Genomic DNA, 20,724 nt, shown 5'->3' with positions numbered 1-20,724 from the left:
TTCACGGGTTCTCGATACATTTTTCTCCGCTTCGCTGCGAAAAACATTCGAACTGACGGAGCAAATTTGGTATCGGGTGAACAAGGTGTCAGTGCGGACATTAAAATCTTTGAAATTTATAAATATAAAACCTGCTGTTGAGCAGGTTTTTTTGGTTTGATTTCGAAAATTTGTTGAAGAAAACTTGCTAATACAATTTATCAATGATTAGATTTCCTCAATTATTTCATCATATGTCACTGGATCTGCGACCTCTTGAAAACGTTCCCATTCAACTTCCATCACTTTATTTGTTTTCATTTCTTCTTCCAGTTTCAAAGTTTCTCTATATTGCTTTGCTTCGGCAAGAAGTGTCCATTTGCAATTGATACCAATTCTTTCAATATGGTTTTTCAAATCGTTGAGTTGAAGCCTGAAAAATTCTTTTCTTGGATTAATTTTATTAAGCTGATTTTTAAGAAATTTCTTGTGAAGTTGTCTTTCCAAAGCCGGTGCATCATCACAATATATCATTGCATGAACATCAAACTCAAACGGAACACTTGCATCTCCTAACTCACGGACTCTATCCAAAGGTTCCAAACGTCGCGTCATCCCGATTTTATAAACGTCTTCACCAAACGAACCGATGTTTGAAATAATGTAAACATTCCCTGCTTTAGTTTGTTGTGCCATCGAAATTGCCCGCTGATTCTTTTCCTCTGCTGCTACGAGTTTTCCCTGAAGCTCTTCCAGTTTTTGTTGGAAAAGGGCTTTCTGCTCTTCATTGGCTCTTGAAACCTGAGCTTCGGCTTTTTCAATCAATCTTTTTAAAGTCTGTTCTTCTTTTTCAGCGTCTTTCATCGCTTTTTCAAATTCTCTACGAGCCTTTTCTTCTTCACGGATCTGTTCCCGGATTTCTCTTTGCTCTTCGAGTTCCATTGCTCGTAATTCCTGTGCTACAACTGCCCATTTGAGTTCTTCCAGTCTTGCCTGATGATAGATTTCAGATATTCTTGCGTTTCTGAAAGCTTTACCATTAAAGTTGACCAATTGAAAAGCATCTTCAATTTTCTGTTTCAAAATTCCGTAATTATCTTTTCTTACTGTTGCCAGAATAGAATCAACTTTCCCGTTATAAGCATCAATTACAAAATCAACGGCCGTTTGTTGTCTCTCTTTATCTACATAATCGCAGATTCCAGCCTGTCTGTTGACGATCATCATTTTATTATTCTGACGAAGTTTTTTGAGATTTTCTCCTGCTTCTTTATGACTGAAATCTTCTGCAAGCTGATCTAAAAGTGTGTAATTGGGAACTAAATATTTATTTCCATACCCGTTGATTACATTTTTCATTGCCTGGATCCTGTCTGCAATTTCATTAGCTTCTTTTAAGCTTCGGTAAGCGTCACCGCCAATCGTTTCGGCTTTATTTTCTGCACTTTCAATAATTCTTGTCGATTCTCTTACAGCATTTTCGTATAACAATTCAATTTCCCGTTGTTTCTTTTCTGTAAGTTCTTTGATGTTTCTTCTTGACTCTTTTGCATTTTCCTGAGCTTCAAATAATTCCTGATTTCCTTGTTCTCTCAGTTTTTCATAATCTTTCTGAGCTTTTTTTAGAAGATATTCGCATTCAATTTTTACATCAATAATGCTTTGATATTTACTTAATTCAGCAACTTTATCTTTCATCTCACGATTGGTAGCCTGAAGATTTAAGTTTTCTCTGTTAATAGACTGAATTTTAGTTTCAAGAATATTGTTTTTGACTTCTAAATCATTAACTTTTATATCCCTTGTTTTAATTTCATTTTTAAGTTTTTGTAACTTAGTATAAAAGTAGATTGCAAAAAAAGATAAAATCAAGATTAAAATAATTTCCATGGTAACTTGTTTGTTTATTGCGGATAAAATTACTTATAAACTTTAAAGAATATTTACGGAAAACCATAATCTCAAAATTAAACCAATCTCAATTCCTATTATTCAGTATTTCTACTCCAATTAATAAAAACTTCCAAAGGTCCACCACAACCTCATCGCAATTCTTTCCAAATTCTCCAAACGATCCGTAAATCATTGAAATATAACAAATTGTACTTGAATGCCTCTTCGGAGTGGTTGAACGGCTCTTCGGAGTAGTTGATTGGCTTAACGAAATGGTTGAAAGCTTAAACGGAGTACCTGATTGATTCAACGAAGCGGTTGAACACTTAAACAGAACACTTGAACGTTATAACTAAATGCTTGACGATATCATCTGAACGGTTTTGCCAGACTTCAAAATGCTTTTAAGTAAATAATTAATAAAATAAACAAACCCCGATTATAAATCGGGGTTTGTTGGTTGATAGTATATTTTTATGAATTAAACCTCATCGTCATTTGAATTTCTCGATCTGAATATCATATAGGCTAAACCTAATCCAAGACCTGCAACGAGTGCCATTTTTGTTTTTTTACCCGGAACGGGCAATAGGGTGTCTCCATAAATCTGGTGGGGTTCAGAAGAAGGTTCAAGGACATTTCCAGAAGTGGGTTCGCCGTTTTTCAACCTCATCATCAGTCTCATTCCGGCAGAAGCCGTGTTGATGATTGCTTTCGGAAACATTTCATAAATATTGACTAAGGCTCTTGAAGTAAAATCGGGGAAAAGATCTTTTTGTGGCTCTTTGGCGAGTTGTACAATCTTAGCTGCGGTGTCTCTCGGATCTGATGCGAAAGGCGGAACTTTAAAATCCAGTCCGGAATACTTTGCCGAATGTGAATTTCCCGTCGAACGCTGAATCTGGGGATACAGATTGGCAATATGGATGTCTGCAAAATCTGAAATTTCTCCCTGAAGACATTCCATCATTCCACGGATCCCGAATTTTGTAGAAGAATAGACTGCGCTGTAAGGAGCGGGCATAAATCCGCCGATCGATACATTGTTGATCAGGATTCCTTCGTTCTGTTCCTTGAAAACCGGAAGTACACTGTAAGCCCCGTGCATATATCCGAAGAGATTGGTTTTGATGACCTGCTCGTGGAGTGACATCGGGATTTCTTCAAACTTGCCGCTTGCCATAACTCCGGCGTTGTTTACCCAGATATCAATTCGCCCAAACTCAAGGAGGGCTTTTTTGACTAAATTATCTACTTCTTCCGCAACAGAAACATCGGTAGGAACAGCGATTGCCTTTATTTCAAGTTCGTTGCAAAGGTGTAAGGTTTCGTCCAGAGCTTCCTGTCCGCGGGCTGCGATGACGATGTTGCATCCTTCCAGTGCAAATGCTTCTACGGCAGCTCTTCCGACTCCGCTGCTTCCTCCCGTAACGACTACGGTTTTACCTCTGAGACTTCTTTTTTCTAAGTTGTTTTCTGATTTCATATGGTGATGGTTTTGAATACATAGAGTTGATGCTTATAACCTATCTATTTTTACACCAAAGCGTTATGAAATAAGATTTATTTTAATTAAAATTGGGTTTTGAAGACTTTACAGCGTATCTGTCAGGCAGTCCCATTCCGAACGGACTGTTTTTAGAAATTATTCAAAATAAACCACTTTATAATAGGTATTTGGAAATCGGAAAACTTAAAATCTTTGTTTTGGCTACAATAGTCTTTGATTCAGTTACAGCTAAATTTTCATTGTTTCTCAACTTTGTACTGTAAAAATTAACCAAATTAAAAACAATCAAAATGGACACAAAAAAAGTATGGTTCGTGACAGGAGCTTCAAAAGGTTTAGGTTTAACTTTAGTAAAAAGATTATTAGCCGAAGGATATTCCGTGGCAGCGACTTCAAGAAATGTTGCTGAGCTTCAGAAAGCTGTAAGTGAGGAAAATTCAAAGTTTCTTCCGCTCGAAGTTGACTTGATCAACGAAAATTCTGTTGAAACAGCAGTTGCAAAAACAGTAGGGAAATTTGGAAAACTGGATGCTGTAGTAAACAACGCAGGTTACGGACAGTTGGGAACTTTAGAAGAAATTACTGACCTTGAAAGCCGTCAAAACTTTGACACGAATGTTTTCGGTTCTTTGAATGTCATCAGAAAAGCAATGCCCCATTTAAGAGCTCAAAAAAGCGGCTCAATCATCAACATCGCTTCAATTGGCGGGCTTACCGGAGAATTTGCAGGCTGGGGAATTTACTGCGCAACAAAGTTTGCAGTCGTAGGTTTTACAGAAGCTTTGGCTGCAGAGGTAAAAGAATTTGGAGTGAATGCAACCGTTGTTTATCCTGGATATTTCAGAACAGATTTCTTAACGGGCGGTTCACTTCGTACCCCGAAAACTGAAATTGAAGAATATACTGTTGCAAGACAACTTCAAACAGCGCACGAAAAAGACATCAACGGAAATCAGCCGGGCGACCCTGAAAAAGCAGCTGTAGCATTAATAGAATTGGTAGCAATGGAAAATCCGCCGGTTCATTTGGTTTTAGGTTCTGATGCATTTGGCATTGCCGGGAATAAATTAAATGCGCTTCAAAGTGAAATTTCTGACTATAAAACGCTAAGTACATCTACAGATTATTAAATTTGTAAAGGCAACAGTTTCTTGCTGTTGCCTTTCAATTTTAAAGTTATGAAATGAGCGTGAACGAAAATTGATTGCAAACACCAATTATGAAACGCGAATTGCATTTGACCCAAAAACAATAAATATCAACAAATGAATAACAGAAAATTATATACGATAGACACCATCTCGGAATTTCACCGGATTTCGGGATTGCCGAAGCCACAACATCCACTCATTAGCTTGGTGGATTACAGTTTGGTGGAATATCAGATTGAAGAATCGGAAATCAGCTGGGTTCAGGATCTGTATTTTATGGGTTTTAAAAGAGATATTCAGGGGAAACTTCATTATGGGCAGAGTCAGTATGATTTTGATGAAGGTCTGATGTGCTTCATTGCGCCAAGACAAGTCGTGAAAATGATTATCAGTAAATCTGATGTGAAACCTTCCGGATATCTTCTCGCTTTTCATCCCGATTTTATCTGGAACACACCTTTGGCAAAAACCATTAATAATTATAAATTTTTCGGTTATGATGTGAACGAAGCATTATTCCTTTCCGAAAAAGAAGAAGAGACTTTGATCGGACTTTTTAAAGGCATTGAAAAGGAATATCAGTCGGGAATTGACCAGTTTACCCAAAATATCATCATTTCGCAGATTGAAGTTATCTTAAATTACTGCGAAAGATTTTATCAGCGACAATTCATCACCAGGAAAAAGAGCAATCATCAGATTTTAGAGAAATTGGAAATCGTTCTTGAAGATTTCTTTAATGATAACGTGATTGACAAAGGATTGCCAACTGCCAATTACATCGCAGAACAGCTTAATATCTCAACGAATTATCTTGGAAGTTTATTAAAATCTTTAACAGGACAAACCACACAACAGCACATCCACGAAAAACTGATTGAAAAAGCTAAAGAGAAACTCTCTACAACCAATCTTTCTGTAAGTGAAATTGCTTATGAATTGGGATTTGAGCATTCGCAGTCATTCAGTAAACTGTTTAAAGCTAAAACTGATGTTTCGCCTTTGGAATTCAGGAAGTCTTTTAATTAATTTTTTCGGCTACAACAAAATACTTTTCGGCTACAGGAGTACAAAATCGAAATCTGAACTTTGCTTCATTAATTTATATCAAAAATATATTAAAATGAAAGTATTTGTTACAGGCGCAACAGGTTTCGTAGGAACAGCCGTAGTACATGAATTATTGGCTAATGGACACCAGGTTTTGGGATTGGCCCGTTCGGAAGAATCGGCAAATAAATTGATTGCAGCCGGAGCTGAAGCACATCGTGGAGATTTAAACGATTTTGAAAGTCTGAAATCAGGAGCCGAAATTGCAGATGCAGTAATCCATTTAGGATTTGTCCACGATTTCACAAGATTCGAAGAGATGTGCAAATTGGATGAAAAAGTGATTGAAGCCATCGGCGAAGCTTTATTAGGAACTGAAAAACCTTTTCTAATCACATCTGGAACTGCCCTTTTTTCAAAAGATGGAATTACCACAGAAAAAGACTTTAACGCAAACAATCCACATCCAAGAATTGCGACAGAAAATGCAGCCGATGCTGTTGCCGAAAAAGGTGTAAAAGTTGCCGTCGTTAGATTGTCGCCATCCGTTCACGGCAAAGGAGATATTATTGGATTCGTCCCGACTTTAATCAATATTGCAAGGCAAAAAGCAAAATCTGCTATCATTAATGATGGCGATAATTTCTGGCCGGCAGTTCACAGATTGGATGCCGCAAAATTATACCGATTGGCTTTGGAAAACCCTTTTGAAAGCGGGACGAGATATCACGCAGTTGCAGAACAGGGAATTCCTTTTAAAGATATTGCAACTTTTATTGCAGAAAAACTGAACATTCCGGTTGTTTCTCTTACAAATGACGAAACTGCAGAACATTTCGGCTGGTTTGCACATTTTGCAAAGCTTAATAATCTGACTTCAAGCGAAGAAACTAAGGCAAATTTAGGTTGGAATCCTCAACATCCGACTTTGATGGAAGATTTGGACAACGTTTATTTATCTGAGCCACAATAATCTGTACCTTTATATTCATTAAATATTAAACCAATGCCTGATTCGCCGATAAGAATAAAAACCATCTCACAATTCCACACCTTGCGGGGCTTGCCGAAGCCAAAACATCCGCTCATCAGTGTGATCAATTTTGAAGATATGGCACCATCTACAGAAAGTGGAAAGCAAAGTTTGATATTCGATTTTTATATGATTTCTGTCAAACGAGATATGAATCATAAATACAGATACGGGCAGCAGGATTATGATTTTGATGAAGGCGTGATGTTTTGTATGGCGCCTCATCAGATTTTAAGCATTATACGGGAAGAGCACGGCAAAAATCCTTCCGGATGGATGATGATGATTCATCCGGATTTTCTCTGGAATACCACAATGGCAACTGCAATCAGGAAATATGAATTCTTTGATTATTCTGTCAATGAAGCTCTTTTTTTATCGGAAGATGAGGAAACGAAAGTGCAACAAATTGTCGAAAACATCAAGCAGGAATATCAGACCAACATTGATAAATTCAGTCAGAACATTATTATTTCTCAGCTGGAAACACTTTTGAATTATTCCGAACGGTTTTATCAGCGACAGTTTATTACCCGTCACAAAGCACACCATCAGTTTTTAGAAAAATTGGAAATTCTGCTCAATGATTATTTTGAAAGAGATGATTTTAAAACTAAAGGTCTACCGAGTGTTCAGTTTCTTTCTGATGAATTCAATATGTCGCCGCAATATATGCGAAGTCTGCTGAAAACTTTGACCGGACAGACCACGCAGCAGCACATCCACGAAAAACTGATTGAAAAAGCCAAAGAGAAACTCTCTACCACTGAGCTTTCCGTAAGTGAAATTGCCTATGAACTGGGGTTTGAGCATTCGCAGTCTTTCAGTAAATTATTTAAAGCTAAGACAGATGTTTCGCCTTTGGAATTCAGGAAGTCGTTTAATTGAAATTAATCCTACAGGATTTCCCATGTACATAAAGGTTTAAATAAAGAGGATATTTGTATGATCTGTTTTTAAAAAAAATGAGTGTTTCATAGCTTTTATTATTGTAGCACTGCCATAAAAAGCTGATGAATAAAGTGAGTTTGCAGGTATAGTTATATTTAATTTTAACCGATCATTTCTGTCTTTAAGCATTTGAAACAATCAAAATTGATGTTGTTGGTCTTCAATTTACTTCGATTATCTTTCACTATCTAAAGACGATGAGCCGAACTATCTAATATAAAATCTAGAAGATTATCGCAGTTATAAGCGGGGAAATTGTCAGAAATAAAAGTCATGTCAGAACAATTACGGTCACTAAATATTAAAAGTATGATTTATTTTTGAGTGGACAAAAGTTGGTTGATTTTCAAAATCATTTCCTTCGCATTGTGATTGGCTGGATCAAGTTCCAGCGATTTCTGATAATCGCCTTTTGATAATGCATATTCTTTCTTATTAAAATAAGCTTCACCGCGACTGTCATAAACATTTCCTGACTTTGGAAACTGATCGACATTTAAGTTAAAAATCTTAAGTGCTGCATCTAATTGATTATCTTTTAGAAATTCATAACCAAGCCCGTTCAATTCGTTTTCATTGGAGAAGTTATAATCATTTGGATTATTTTTTTTCAGTTCTTTGTACAATGCAATTCCTTTGTCAACATTTTTTAGACATTCTTTTCTGATGGTTAAACCAATAGATTCTTTTTGGGGTTCAATAGGATAGTTTTTCCATTGGTTCAAACTGGCAATACTTAAAAGGATTTCATCTATTAGTTTAAAATTATTACCGTTAGTCATTACAACTAGACCGTTTCCGTCTTCAACACTTCCAATATAATAACATACAAAACCTTCATTTCCACCACTATGTCCGAAATATTTTGTGCCTTTGAAATCATTCAGAAATACACCGTAATTATTCTCAATTCTCTTTACAGACATTTCCTTTGATAAAACCTTATTTGATTTACCTAATAATGACAACTGTGTTTCGATTATATATTTTGCCAAATCATTTGGGTTGGTCCATAAGCCGGCTGCGGCTTTTTCAGGATAAATATGATATTTACCTTTTACTTCTTTTCCGTTATTATAAGCCGTTGCAAGTAATTTTTCTTTATCTAAAGAAGGTGGTTGATTGTAAGAACTTTTGTTCATTCCCAATGGTAAAAGAATTTTTTTAAGCATATAATCTTCATACCTTTCTCCTGTATTATTTTCAAGAATTAATTGTGAAATGGTTGTTCCGCCACCTGAATATTGGAATTTGAGGTTGGGTTCAAACACAGACCGAACCGCAGGAGAATTGGCTGGTTTTTGTCCATCGAGAATTTGTATTATGGCAGGTAATTCTTTTCCTTTTTGATAGCCTCCGAAACCGTGAACAGACAAACCGGCTTTATGACCCAACAGATCTGCAATAGAAATTTTTTTTCCTTTTGAAACCGAATCGTATGGAAATTTCCAGGTTTTTAAGTAATTATTGATGTCATTGTCCAAACCTAATTTTCCTTGTTCAACCAATTTTAAAATACCCAGACTATTAATAGACTTGCTAATAGACGCAGCCTGAAAAAGTGTTTGCTGGGTTGCTTTTCTGTTTTCAGCAACATCTGCATAGCCATAAGCTTTTGTCCACTCTATCTTATAATCTTTTATGACCGCAATGCTTACTGCATTCATATTGTAGAAAGCCATTCTTTCTTTTAGAGTCCATTTTTTTGTTTTCGATGTATCCCAACTAAGCAGGTTGTCTTCGAATGATTTTATTTTATCCTTAACATTTTGTGCAAAAATATTCAACGATAAAGAAAGCAGTAGGATTAGGTGTATTTTTTTCATTTAGAAATAATTAATTGATTCTGTATTTAATAAGACAATTAAGAAAAGGATGTTGTTACATTTTGCGCCTGTTTTACTTCCCCATTTCTTTCTCGATTTTTTCTATCATTTTTTCTGCATTACCTTTGGTTCCACCAAGACTTATTGCTTTTTTATAACTATCTAACGCTAAATCGTATTGCTTATCTGTAAAATAAGCTTCTCCTAGACTATCGAAAAGATTAGCATCTTTAGGAAACTCGCTTGTAGCCAATTTAAATATTGTTATGGATTCATTGATTTTTCCAAGCCTTAATAATTCATATCCTAACTTATTAAGTTCTCCGGAGTTCTCAAAACTATATTCATTTTTAGAGTTTTCTTTGAGTAAATAATAAGTCTCTATCGCTCTATTTACGTTGTCGAGAGATTCTTTTCTTATTGCCTGATAAACAGATTTTTTAGGAATTTCATAATCTTTCCCTAACATTAAATTGTGAATAATATACCCTAAATCCCAAACTCTATTTAGATTATTGGACACTAGAATGATTGTCATATTATTTTTAAAATCGTTTAAAAAGATGGATTCAAATTTATAAGAAACTCCGTTGTGTCTTTGTAGCTCATCTTTTTCAATGTACCTGCCAAGTGACCCGCCTTCGTCAATTGCATACGGGTTATTCAGCAAAGTTTGAAGGGATTCTCTGGATATTAAACGATTAGAGTTCATAGCTTCAATCCATTTGTAGAGATTATTGATATCTACCCAGAGCCATCCGCTAATAAATTGCATCTCCGGACATTTGACATTATCAAAATCATAACAGGACGTTCGGTTTTTATAACCAAATTTTGGATCAAATACCGAATTGGTCATTTTCAATGGTTTAACTATATTTTTAATAACAAATTCTTCAAATGATATTCCGGTTACCTTTTCAATTATTCTTCTTTGCAAAAAGACGTTGCCATTATCATACCTGTAACTAGTTCCCGGTTCAAAGAGTAGACTGTCGTTGCTTCTCAAAATATTCCACGCCTCTGCATCATTTTCGGGTTTTAATTGCTCGATTGGAGGAATACCGCTGGCATAATTAAGAAGATGTCTTATAGTAACTTTTTCTGCCCATTTTGGTAATCCCAAATTAAATTTTGATACCTTGTCGTCAAGATTAAGGAGACCACGTTCAACTAAAATTATTATGGCAACTGCATTAAATTCCTTTGCAATAGAGCCTATGTTGAATATTGACTTATCAGTTAAAGCTGTTTGTCTCGTTTCATCAGTAAAACCAAATGATTTTTGATAGATGATTTTATTATTTTTAGCGATAAGGACATTGCCATTGAATAAACCTCTTTCATAGGATTTTACCATTACAGAATCAATTTGATTGATTAGTTTTTTGTTTGTTTTGTCAACTTTGATATCTGTTTTTGTGTGCTTAGCGAATTGAGTGTTTTTTGTACTTTTTTGAGAAAACAGATGTGTTGAAAAAAGGCAAAGAAAGATTACAATTATATTTTTCATTAGTAATTTTTTGAATTTGATTTTACGACGTTCTTTTGATAGAATAGAGTCTCATAATTTTCTTGATGTACACTCCAGAGTTGCAGAAAACTTTTTTATAGTAATGCATTTTATTTTAAATTAATTTGCTGCAAAAGTGCGTCAGAACGTGTTAATATGCGACCGATTAAAAAAAATCGAACTCATTTTTTAAAAGTAATTCGATTTTACAAAGCTTGTTTTCTAAAATCAGTTGGTGTTTTTCCCGTATATTTTTTGAAAGAGGTATTAAACGAAGATTTGGAATTAAAACCAACCTGGTATAAAATTTCCAAAACAGTCAGTTCTTTTTGAGAAGGATCTTTCAGTATTTCCATTGCTTTTTCAATTCTATATTCATTTACGAAATCGAAAAAATGTTTATCCATATACAAGTTAATCAAAGTAGACAAATCTTTAACGGGCATTTTTACCTGTTCAGATAAATCCTGAATCGTTAATGACGAATCCAAATAAGGTTCTTTTTCCACCATGAAGTTTTTCAGAAATTCGATTTCCTTATTTTTTTCATCAACGATTAATGGGCTGGTTTTTTGTTTCGGAATAACTTCTGTAATTGGTTTTAGCTCGGAATTTACTCCCCGGAAAAACTCAGGATTGTTTAACGCAACAAATAGATACCAACAGGTAGCAAATAAAAATGCAAACCCATCAAGCGTTACAATCCATGCTCGAATCTCGCCCGGACCATAGATAAAAGTAACCAGCCATCTTATAAGGACTATAAAATGTAAGATATAATATAGAATTGTTATTTTGTAAAGTGCGTTAAGTACAGAAATATTGGGGTTTGTATAATTCTCGAGATAGACCGTTTTGGATTTTCTAATCACAAGAAATGCAGCAATAAAATACACTTGAAACAGAAATTCGAAAAGAAAGTAAAAAAATTGAGTTATAGGCATTTCATAGATGCCATTTATAAAATGTATTTTCGAGGCTCTGTCTACAAAATAGATTCCCCACATTAAATACAAATTGTAAGCAACAAACGGAATCACGTGCAATACATGTTTCGGTTTTAATCGAAAGTTTGTGTAACAAACGGACAAGACATAGAGATAAAATGATGCCGGAACCAGGTAGACAATACTCCAACGAAACGCCTCGAGGTTGATATAATTTAGTGGAAAATCTCGCGTCAAAAATTTGATTGCATCTACGGCATTTGTAAAAAGAAAGAAAGCAAGCAGCCAATTTGAAAGCCTGTGCTTGGTTTTTACGGTAATCAAAAACAGGGCAAGCAAAAGTACCATGAAAATCCCAATAGTGGAAACGAGATGCAGAAAGTTGAACTTGTCCATTGTTTTTAATAGAAATACAAATTTAATTCTTATCAAATTAAAATATTTGATGTTTTATCGTAATTTTTGTTCAACAATGGAAATATGATAGAACATTTAACTTTCAATATTCTGATTTGTTCATTATGAGTATGTGTCATAGGTATATCATTTTATTTAATAAATGATACGTTTCACAGGTATATTTTACCCCTTCACTTTAAAAGTGCGCTATTTCTCTGATTCAATATTTATCTTTACATTCATAAAACCACCATGCTGTTTATGACTGATAAAAAGAAGAGATTTTTGTATGGATTCAAAAACAGACTGTTGATATGTGCAACTTCATTTCTGTTTTCCTACATTTTTATTTATCTTATTGACCCTTTTTCTTATAAAGAATTAATTGAAAAGCCTGTAATATATATTCTCGAAGATTTTTTCTGGATTCTGTTGTTCTCAATTATTATTGCGGAAGTAAGTCTGTTTATAGATTATTATCTTGATAAAAGAATTTCGTGGAATGAAAGGAGTATCAGAAGATTATTGATTCAAGCTCTGTTGCAAATTATTGGAAGTATTTCACTAGTCATACTGATTAATTTTATTTTTGAAATTTGCACAGAGACAAAAAGTTCTGATTACAGAAAAGAAATTACTTTGATGTCGCAATGGATTGCCACCAATATTGTTGTTTCTTTATTAATAAGTGCAATCAATACCGGAAATTTTCTCTTGGAAAACTGGAAAAAAACCACTTTGGAAGCTGCCCGGCACAAACTGAAATCTTCCGAACATAAAAGAGCCGCAATGGCAGCTGAACTTCAGGCTTTGAAACTTCAGATTGATCCTCATTTTATATTTAATAATTTAAGCGTTTTGTCTGAGTTAATTCTGGAAGACCAGCAATTGGGGTACGAATATTCAGAGAGTTTTGCGAAAGTCTACCGTTACCTTCTTGTCAATTCAAAAAAAGACACGATTACGCTTGAAGAAGAGCTGAAATTTTTGAATTCCTACATTTATTTAACTCAAAAAAGACTCGGCGAAGGTGTCAATTTTGAGATCTCTGTAAGTGACGATCTGAAATCATTTCTTTTACCACCAATGGCTTTACAGTTCCTGGTTGAAAATGCGCTGAAACATAACCAGACATCAAAATCAAATCCTTTGAAGATTAAAATTTCGACTACAAATGATCAATATTTGTTAGTTCATAATACATTAGTGCCATTAATTGATAATCGTAAATCTGCTGGTTTGGGAATTAAAAATATTATTAACCGTTTTGAATTTTTAGGAGATAAAAAACCGATTATTCTTAAGACCGACAAAGATTTCATCGCTAAAATTCCGTTATATGAAGATCAATAAGATATTAATCATTGAAGACGAAAAGCCGAATGCAGACCGACTCAAAAGACTGCTGCTGAAACTTCGCCCCTCGATAGAGATTCTTTCCGTGGAAGATTCTGTTTCATCAGCTGTGAACTGGCTCGAGAACAACAATGCACCCGATATTATTATGATGGATATTCGTCTTTCAGACGGTTTAAGTTTTGAAATATTCAACCGTTTTGAAGTCAGAAGTCCGGTCATTTTTACCACAGCTTACGATGAATATGCGGTAAAAGCTTTTAAGTATAACAGTATCGATTATTTGCTTAAACCCATCGAGGAAGAAGAGCTTGAAGATTCCTTAAAAAGATACGAAAGCTCCATGGAAACTGCTCCCTTTTTCGGAACTGCAATTGAAGGTTTACTTAATTATATTCAGCCCAAAGAATACAGGAAACGTTTTCTTTTGGCACATCGTGATGGTTATAAAACAGTTTTGGCAGAAGATATTCTGTATTTTTACACCGAACACGGGATCAGCAAAACAATGCTCAAAACCGGAATTGTAGAGACTGTTCCCCAGACTCTGGAGGAACTCGAAAAACAGCTGGACCCGAAAGTGTTTTTCAGAGCCAACCGGCAGTTTATCATCCACATTGATTCTGTACAGCAGGTTTTTAATCATTTTAATGGAAAGCTGAAACTCGAACTCAAAAAACATCCGGAGATAGACGTTATCGTAAGCCGTGAAAAAGCTTCTGCCTTTAAAACATGGATGGATTTTTAAAATATTGATATGAAAAACTATATATTTTTAGCATTAGCTATCCTTTTCGAATCTGTGGCCACGTCATTTTTAAAAGCTTCAGAAGGTTTTACAAAACCTTTACAGACAATCATTTTTGTAGTGGCAATGTCGGCTTCGTTCTATCTTCTTACCCATGCCATCAAAGTGATTCCGATAGGAATTGCCTATGCAATCTGGTCTGCTGTAGGAATTGTTCTGATTTCTTTAATTGGATATTTTGTTTACAAACAGACTTTAGACCTTCCAGCGATTTTAGGAATTGCCTTAATTGTAATTGGAGTCATTGTGATTAATGTCTTCTCAAAATCGGCTTCGCATTAAAATATTGCCGAAGAGCAATTTATACTTTGTTTAAAGATGAGCGCCTCTGTTAAAATTGACAGAGGCATTCCGTTTTTAATATGGATTCTATTGTTTTTAAAAATAAAAAAAACAGACAAAATTTTCATTTTCGCTATGCTACGTTTCAACTACAAATAATTCCGTTTCGCTTTGATTGTTGATTAAACCGGCTGTTTTATGAGGTTATTTTGCAGACGGTAGAAGTAAAAACAATTATTATGAAATACAAAACAGGTTATTGGGCATTGTCAATTTCCATCGCTGTGATGATGTATTCCTGTAACTCGGGAAATGCACAGGAAAATCAAATACAGGCTGCGGCGACACCAACAGATTTTATTCAGCTAAAATCAGGAAATGCAGATGTTTCAACAGGCTACCCCGGAAGCATCGAAGGACAGGACAATGTAGATATTAAAGCACAGGTTACAGGTTATCTTGACGCAGTTTATGTGAAAGAAGGCCAGTATGTGAACAAAGGACAGGCTTTGTTTAAAATAAATCCTTCCATCTACAACGAGCAGGTCAACAACAGCGATGCCGCTCTGAAAGCCGCTTTGGCAAGTCAGGCAACTGCAAAGTTGGAAGTTGATAAACTAAAACCTTTGGTGGAAGGAAATGTAGTTTCTGATATGCAGCTTAAAACAGCTCAGTCAAATTACCACTCGGCTTCAGCACAGGTTGCACAGGCAAGAGCTGCTTTAGGCTCATCTAAAATCAATGCTGATTTTACGTACATTAAAGCTCCTGTAAGTGGTTATATCGGAAGAATTCCCAACAGAATCGGAAATCTGATTTCGCCATCAGACACTTCGCCTTTAACTACACTTTCGAATATCAGTCTTGTGAATGTTTATTTCTCAATGAACGAGGCAGATTTTATCACGTACAGTAAAATGTCAGCTTCAGAAAACCACACAGGAAACATAGAACTCATTCTTGCAGACGGTTCGGTTTACAGTTACAAAGGAAAACTGGAAAATGCAAGTGGAAACTTCGACAGAACCACAGGAAGCATTCAGATGAAAGCTGTCTTTCAAAATCCCGACAAACTCCTGAGAGCTGGAGGAACCGCAAGAGTAATGATTCACAAAAATGTAGATGCTGTTCTAAAAGTTCCGAAAACTGCCGTAAAAGATATTCAGGATAAGTTTTTTGTCTACAAACTCAATGGTAAAAAAGTAAAGATGATTCCTGTTGAAGTTTCAGGAGGAACTCCACAGGATTATTTCGTTTCATCAGGTATAAAAGCAGGGGATAAGATTGCTGTCAACAGAATTGATGTACTTACAGACGGTGCAGATGTCATTCCGAAAATTACTCCGGCAAAATAATTAATCATTTAAACAAAGAAATTTAAAATGCTAAAAAAAATAATAGACCGTCCTGTATTAGCGACTGTAATTTCCCTTATCATTGTGATATTGGGAATTATCGGGCTCAATCAGCTGGCGGTAACCCGTTTCCCTGATATTTCTCCGCCTACCATTACAGTTTCCGGTTCCTATCCCGGCGGAAATAGCGAAACAGTTATCCGTTCGGTGGTGACACCGCTTGAAGAGCAGATCAATGGTGTGGAAGATATGGTTTATATTAAATCAAATGCGAGTAATGACGGTTCATTTTCAATATCCATCATCTTTAAACAGGGCGTAAATGCAGACCAGGCTGCCGTCAATGTACAAAACAGAGTACAGCAGGCAACTCCGATTCTTCCGCAGGAAGTGGTGAGAATGGGTTTAACGACTTCGAAACAGCAAAACAGTATGGTCATGATTTTCAATATCTATACTGATGACAATGCAAAATACAACGAAAAATTTCTTCAGAATTATGCCAATATCAATCTCATTCCGCAGGTAAAAAGAGTAAAAGGAGTAGGGCAGGCCCAGGTTTTTGGTCTGAAAGATTACTCGATGAGAATATGGCTGAATCCTCAGAAAATGTCTTCCTACGGTCTTGAACCAGCCGATATTTCCAATGCAATTGCCGACCACAGTTTAGAATCTGCTCCCGGAAAACTGGGCGAAGAATCTGATGCTGCGTTGGAATACGTGATTCGATATAAAGGAAAAAAGAACAAACCTGAGCAATACGAGAATATCATTGTTAAAAATGACGGAATACAATTAATTAGGCTAAAAGATGTTGCAAGAGTGGAATTCGGTTCGATTTCTTACAGCGGAGACAACCTTTCCAACGGACAAAATGCCGTAACCATTGCAATTATGCAGACAACAGGTTCCAATGCCAATGAAATTGAAACAGGTATTGATAAGACCATTACTCAACTTTCAAAATCATTTCCGCCGGGCATAAAATTCACCAAAGTAATGAGTACCAAGGAAAAGCTGGATGAAGCAACAGGTCAGGTAAAATCGACTTTGATTGAAGCATTTATCCTGGTGTTTATTGTCGTCTTATTATTCCTTCAGGATTTCAGGTCAACGATTATTCCTGCCATTGCGGTTCCTGTAGCGATTATCGGTACTTTCTTTTTTCTTTTGATTTTAGGATTTACCATTAATGTTCTGACCCTTTTCGCCTTAGTTTTAGCCATCGGAATCGTCGTCGATGATGCGATTGTTGTTGTTGAAGCTGTCCACAGCAATATAGATGGAACCAATCTTTCAGGAAAAGAAGCCACACACAAAGCAATGCACGAAATTACAGGAGCCGTAATTTCCATCACATTGGTCATGTCCGCGGTATTTATTCCGATTGGTTTTATGTCGGGTTCTGCGGGATTATTTTACAAACAGTTTGCCTATACTTTAGCGATTGCAATTATGATTTCTGCAGTTAATGCATTGACTTTAACGCCTGCTCTATGCGCTGTCTTTCTTAAAAATAATCATCCCGGAGAACATCACGAAGTTCCAAAAGGTTTCACGAAAAGGTTTTCAACGGCTTTCAATGCAGGTTTTAACAATATGACCAACCGTTACATTGGCGGATTAAGATTTTTAGTGAAAAGAAAATGGGTTGCTGGAGGTTTAGTTGCGGGGATTATCGGTTTATCAGCTTGGTTAATGACGAGCACACCGAGAAGTTTTGTACCGATGGAAGACGACGGTCTGATGATGTATTCTTTGAGTATGCCTCCCGGAACCGGCTTGACAAATACTACAGAAGTTACAGATAAAGTCAATACCATTTTTAAAGGTATAAAAGCCGTTGAAACCAATACTTCGATTACCGGCTTCAATCTTTTAAACAACAGTGCAGGACCGGCTTATGCCATGGGATTTGTAAAGCTTAAACCCAAAAAAGAGCGTGGCGAAATCCAGGATATTGATGAAGTAATGAATCTCATTAACGAAAAATTATCGGTTATTAAAGAAGGCAGTATTATGACTTTCAGGATGCCTCCCGTTGAAGGTTATGGCGTGACCAATGATGCCGAAATTGTTTTGCAGGACAGAATGGGAAGAGACCCGCAAGTTCTTAAAGCAAAAGCAGATGAATTAATCAATCAACTGATGCAATTGCCTGAGGTCGGTTCTGCCTACACTATGTTCCGTGCAGATTATCCTCAGCTCGAGCTTGAGGTGAATGAAGACAAAGCAAAACAATTGGGGGTAAGTATTTCAGGATTATTGGGAACGGTTCAGACCTATTTTTCTGGAGACCAGTCGCAGAATTTTTCAAGATTTGGGAAGTTTTACAGAGTCAATATTAAAGCGGACGGCATTTTCAGAATGGATGAAAATGCCTTCAACGATATTTTCGTTAAAAATAATAAAGGTGAAATGGTTCCCGCGAGTACTTTGATAACCCTCAATAAAGCCTATGGTCCGGAATCCGTTCAGAGATATAATCTTTACAATTCACTGAATATCTCAGTTACTCCAAAACCGGGAGTCAGCAACGGAGAATTATTAGGAAAACTTGAAAAAACTTTAGATAAATTACCTTCAGACTACAGTTATGAATGGACAGGTTTAAGTTTAGAAGAAAAATCTTCAGGGAATCAAACGATCGCGATTTTCGGATTGTGTCTGCTTTTCGTTTACCTTCTGTTGGCGGGGCAATACGAAAGTTACATTCTTCCTTTGGCGGTTATGCTTTCCATACCAACCGGAGTTGTCGGTGCTTTTCTAGGAATTAAAGCAATCGGATTTGACAATAATATTTATGTACAGGTCGGTTTGATTATGCTGATTGGTCTTTTAGCCAAAAATGCCATTCTGATTGTAGAATTTGCCGTTCAGAGAAGAAAATCAGGATTATCCATTATTGAATCGGCTTTGGAAGGCGCAAAAGCAAGATTAAGACCCATTATTATGACTTCATTAGCATTTATTGCAGGAATGATCCCGTTAATGCTTTCAGCGGGTGGAATGGCTTCGGGAAACAAATCAATCAGTGTAAGCGCGGCAATGGGAATGTTCAGCGGCGTTCTTTTGGGAATTTTTGTCATTCCGGTTTTGTATATGTTTTTTCAATATTTAGATGAAAAACTTTCTTCAAAAAAACTTTCTGTCACACCCCAAAATCAAATTTCAAATGAAAATATTTAATCTCAAACAAATTCTTTTTGCCGTTACAGTGACATTAGTTTTGGTTTCCTGCGCTATCCAAAAAGATTATAAAAGGGCAGACCTCAATATTCCTGAAAATTATAAACAGCCACTTCAGGTTACAGGTGATACAATCGTTTTGCCTTGGAAAACATTTTTCCAAGACCAGAAATTGGCTGTTTTAATTGAAAAAGCTTTAGACAAAAATAATGAAATTAACGTTGCTTTAAAAAATATCGAACAACTTGATCTGGCTTACAGACAGGCAAAAAATACATTGATGCCCACTCTGGATTTCAATGCAGGAGCCACCAGAACCTGGGCTTCTAAAAACAGTCTGAACGGTTCGCTGAATGAACAGTTTACAGGTGCAAAATATCTCGATGATTTCGGCGCCAATCTAAGTTTATCTTGGGAAGTAGATATCTGGGGTAAAGCAAAAATGCAGAAACAGTCTGCAGCAGCCGATTATTTTGCTCAAAAACAAAATGCTGATGCTTTAAAAAGCCGAATTATTGTTGAGGTAGCAAAAGTTTATTACAATCTTATCAGCTTAGATGAACAGTTAAAAATTGCCCAACAAAATATTGAATTGAGTGATAAAACACTCACAATGATGAAACTGCAATACACGGCAGGACAAATCAATTCTCTTGTAATACAACAATCTGAAGCACAAAAGAAAACGGCTGAACTTTTGGTTCCTTTGGCGCAGCAAAATATTTCCGTTCAGGAAAATGCATTGAGTATTCTTTGTGGGGAATATCCAAGCTCAGTAGAAAGAACCGCAAATTTTGAAACATTAATTATTGATCATCAAATGTCTTCCGGAATTCCTGCGCAATTGTTAAGCAGAAGGCCTGATTTGAAAGCAGCTGAATTGAACGTGGTAAGCCTGAATGCAAAAACAGGACTGGCAAAAGCAGCGATGTATCCGAGTATAAGTTTGTCACCACAAATAGGAGTTAATTCAAATAAAATAAATACCTGGTTTGACCTTCCCGGCTCAATTACAAAAACTTTGGCAGCCAATTTAACGATGCCTCTTCTGAAGAAAAGACAACTGAAAACCGGCTATGAAACTGCCATTATTGAACAGGAAAAAGCAGTATTCAATTTTAAACAGACTTTAATGACTGCGGTTGGTGAAGTTTCGGATGCGATGGCAAAATCTCAGGGAAGCAGCGAAAGATTAAGTCTTCTGGAGCAACGAACTTCTATTTTAGAAAAAGGAATTAACGATGCCGTGAAACTTTACAAAAGCGGAATGGCAACTTATCTTGAAGTGATTACCGCTCAAAATAATAAGTTACAGAATGATTTGGAATACATTAACGTCAAAGTTGAAAAACTGAATTCTGATATTGACCTTTACAGAGCTTTGGGTGGTGGAATTGATTAAAGTGACAATATACTTGAATGCCCCGATTGTCTTTTTACATAAAATACCAATTGTCTAATTATAAACAAATAGAGGGCAGC

The 20,724-nt window shown here is 36.0% G+C and carries 15 protein-coding genes; 10 read left to right on the top strand and 5 right to left on the bottom strand.

Annotated features, from left to right (window positions below; all coding sequences use genetic code 11):
* Positions 1-207: 207 nt before the first annotated feature.
* Together IX38_RS20220 and IX38_RS20215 are read right to left on the bottom strand one after the other, a co-directional pair.
* The gene (locus IX38_RS20220; RefSeq protein ID WP_084680358.1) at positions 208-1,869 is read right to left on the bottom strand and encodes a DUF4041 domain-containing protein; all 1,662 of its coding nucleotides are present in this window, start codon (positions 1,867-1,869) and stop codon (positions 208-210) included.
* 484 nt (positions 1,870-2,353) lie between these two features.
* On the bottom strand, positions 2,354-3,358 hold the full coding sequence (locus IX38_RS20215; RefSeq protein WP_034707772.1) for an SDR family NAD(P)-dependent oxidoreductase: 1,005 nt from the start codon (positions 3,356-3,358) through the stop codon (positions 2,354-2,356).
* Positions 3,359-3,672: 314 nt separating this feature from the next.
* Here IX38_RS20215 and IX38_RS20205 point away from each other — a divergent pair, with 314 nt between their 5' ends.
* The 4 genes from IX38_RS20205 (at position 3,673) to IX38_RS20190 (ending at position 7,504) form a co-directional block, all read left to right on the top strand.
* A complete protein-coding gene (locus IX38_RS20205) occupies positions 3,673-4,512 on the top strand; it encodes an SDR family NAD(P)-dependent oxidoreductase (RefSeq protein ID WP_034707770.1) in 840 nt (279 codons plus the stop codon).
* A gap of 135 nt (positions 4,513-4,647) precedes the next feature.
* Positions 4,648-5,562, top strand: a complete 915-nt coding sequence (locus tag IX38_RS20200; protein WP_034707769.1) for a helix-turn-helix domain-containing protein — start codon at positions 4,648-4,650, stop codon at positions 5,560-5,562.
* 94 nt (positions 5,563-5,656) lie between these two features.
* The gene (locus IX38_RS20195; protein WP_034707778.1) at positions 5,657-6,556 is read left to right on the top strand and encodes an SDR family oxidoreductase; all 900 of its coding nucleotides are present in this window, start codon (positions 5,657-5,659) and stop codon (positions 6,554-6,556) included.
* A gap of 33 nt (positions 6,557-6,589) precedes the next feature.
* Positions 6,590-7,504 carry a helix-turn-helix domain-containing protein gene (locus IX38_RS20190; protein ID WP_034707768.1) on the top strand — a complete coding sequence of 305 codons (915 nt, stop codon included), beginning with the start codon at positions 6,590-6,592 and terminating at the stop codon, positions 7,502-7,504.
* Positions 7,505-7,881: 377 nt separating this feature from the next.
* Here IX38_RS20190 and IX38_RS20185 read toward each other — a convergent pair whose 3' ends face one another.
* From IX38_RS20185 to IX38_RS20175, 3 genes are all read right to left on the bottom strand, one after another.
* On the bottom strand, positions 7,882-9,393 hold the full coding sequence (locus IX38_RS20185) for a serine hydrolase (protein WP_051884956.1): 1,512 nt from the start codon (positions 9,391-9,393) through the stop codon (positions 7,882-7,884).
* Between the two features lie 73 nt (positions 9,394-9,466).
* Positions 9,467-10,906, bottom strand: coding sequence for a serine hydrolase domain-containing protein (locus tag IX38_RS20180; RefSeq protein ID WP_034707767.1), 1,440 nt, complete (start codon positions 10,904-10,906; stop codon positions 9,467-9,469).
* A gap of 206 nt (positions 10,907-11,112) precedes the next feature.
* Positions 11,113-12,249, bottom strand: coding sequence for a helix-turn-helix domain-containing protein (locus IX38_RS20175; RefSeq protein WP_034707766.1), 1,137 nt, complete (start codon positions 12,247-12,249; stop codon positions 11,113-11,115).
* 264 nt (positions 12,250-12,513) lie between these two features.
* Here IX38_RS20175 and IX38_RS20170 point away from each other — a divergent pair, with 264 nt between their 5' ends.
* From IX38_RS20170 to IX38_RS20145, 6 genes are all read left to right on the top strand, one after another.
* The gene (locus tag IX38_RS20170) at positions 12,514-13,605 is read left to right on the top strand and encodes a sensor histidine kinase (RefSeq protein WP_034707776.1); all 1,092 of its coding nucleotides are present in this window, start codon (positions 12,514-12,516) and stop codon (positions 13,603-13,605) included.
* Positions 13,592-14,356, top strand: a complete 765-nt coding sequence (locus IX38_RS20165) for a LytR/AlgR family response regulator transcription factor (protein ID WP_034707765.1) — start codon at positions 13,592-13,594, stop codon at positions 14,354-14,356. Before IX38_RS20170 ends, IX38_RS20165 begins: the two co-directional genes overlap by 14 nt.
* 9 nt (positions 14,357-14,365) lie before the next feature.
* Positions 14,366-14,698: a DMT family transporter gene (locus IX38_RS20160; protein ID WP_034707764.1), complete on the top strand. Its 333-nt coding sequence runs from the start codon at positions 14,366-14,368 to the stop codon at positions 14,696-14,698.
* A gap of 239 nt (positions 14,699-14,937) precedes the next feature.
* A complete protein-coding gene (locus tag IX38_RS20155; protein ID WP_034707763.1) occupies positions 14,938-16,053 on the top strand; it encodes an efflux RND transporter periplasmic adaptor subunit in 1,116 nt (371 codons plus the stop codon).
* A 27-nt stretch (positions 16,054-16,080) separates the two neighbouring features.
* The gene (locus tag IX38_RS20150; protein WP_034707762.1) at positions 16,081-19,242 is read left to right on the top strand and encodes an efflux RND transporter permease subunit; all 3,162 of its coding nucleotides are present in this window, start codon (positions 16,081-16,083) and stop codon (positions 19,240-19,242) included.
* Positions 19,229-20,644, top strand: a complete 1,416-nt coding sequence (locus IX38_RS20145) for an efflux transporter outer membrane subunit (RefSeq protein ID WP_034707775.1) — start codon at positions 19,229-19,231, stop codon at positions 20,642-20,644. Before IX38_RS20150 ends, IX38_RS20145 begins: the two co-directional genes overlap by 14 nt.
* Positions 20,645-20,724 lie beyond the last annotated feature (80 nt).

This window comes from Chryseobacterium luteum, from assembly GCF_000737785.1.
In the GTDB taxonomy this organism is placed as follows: domain Bacteria; phylum Bacteroidota; class Bacteroidia; order Flavobacteriales; family Weeksellaceae; genus Chryseobacterium; species Chryseobacterium luteum.
This window is presented reverse-complemented; position numbering and strand designations above follow the sequence as displayed.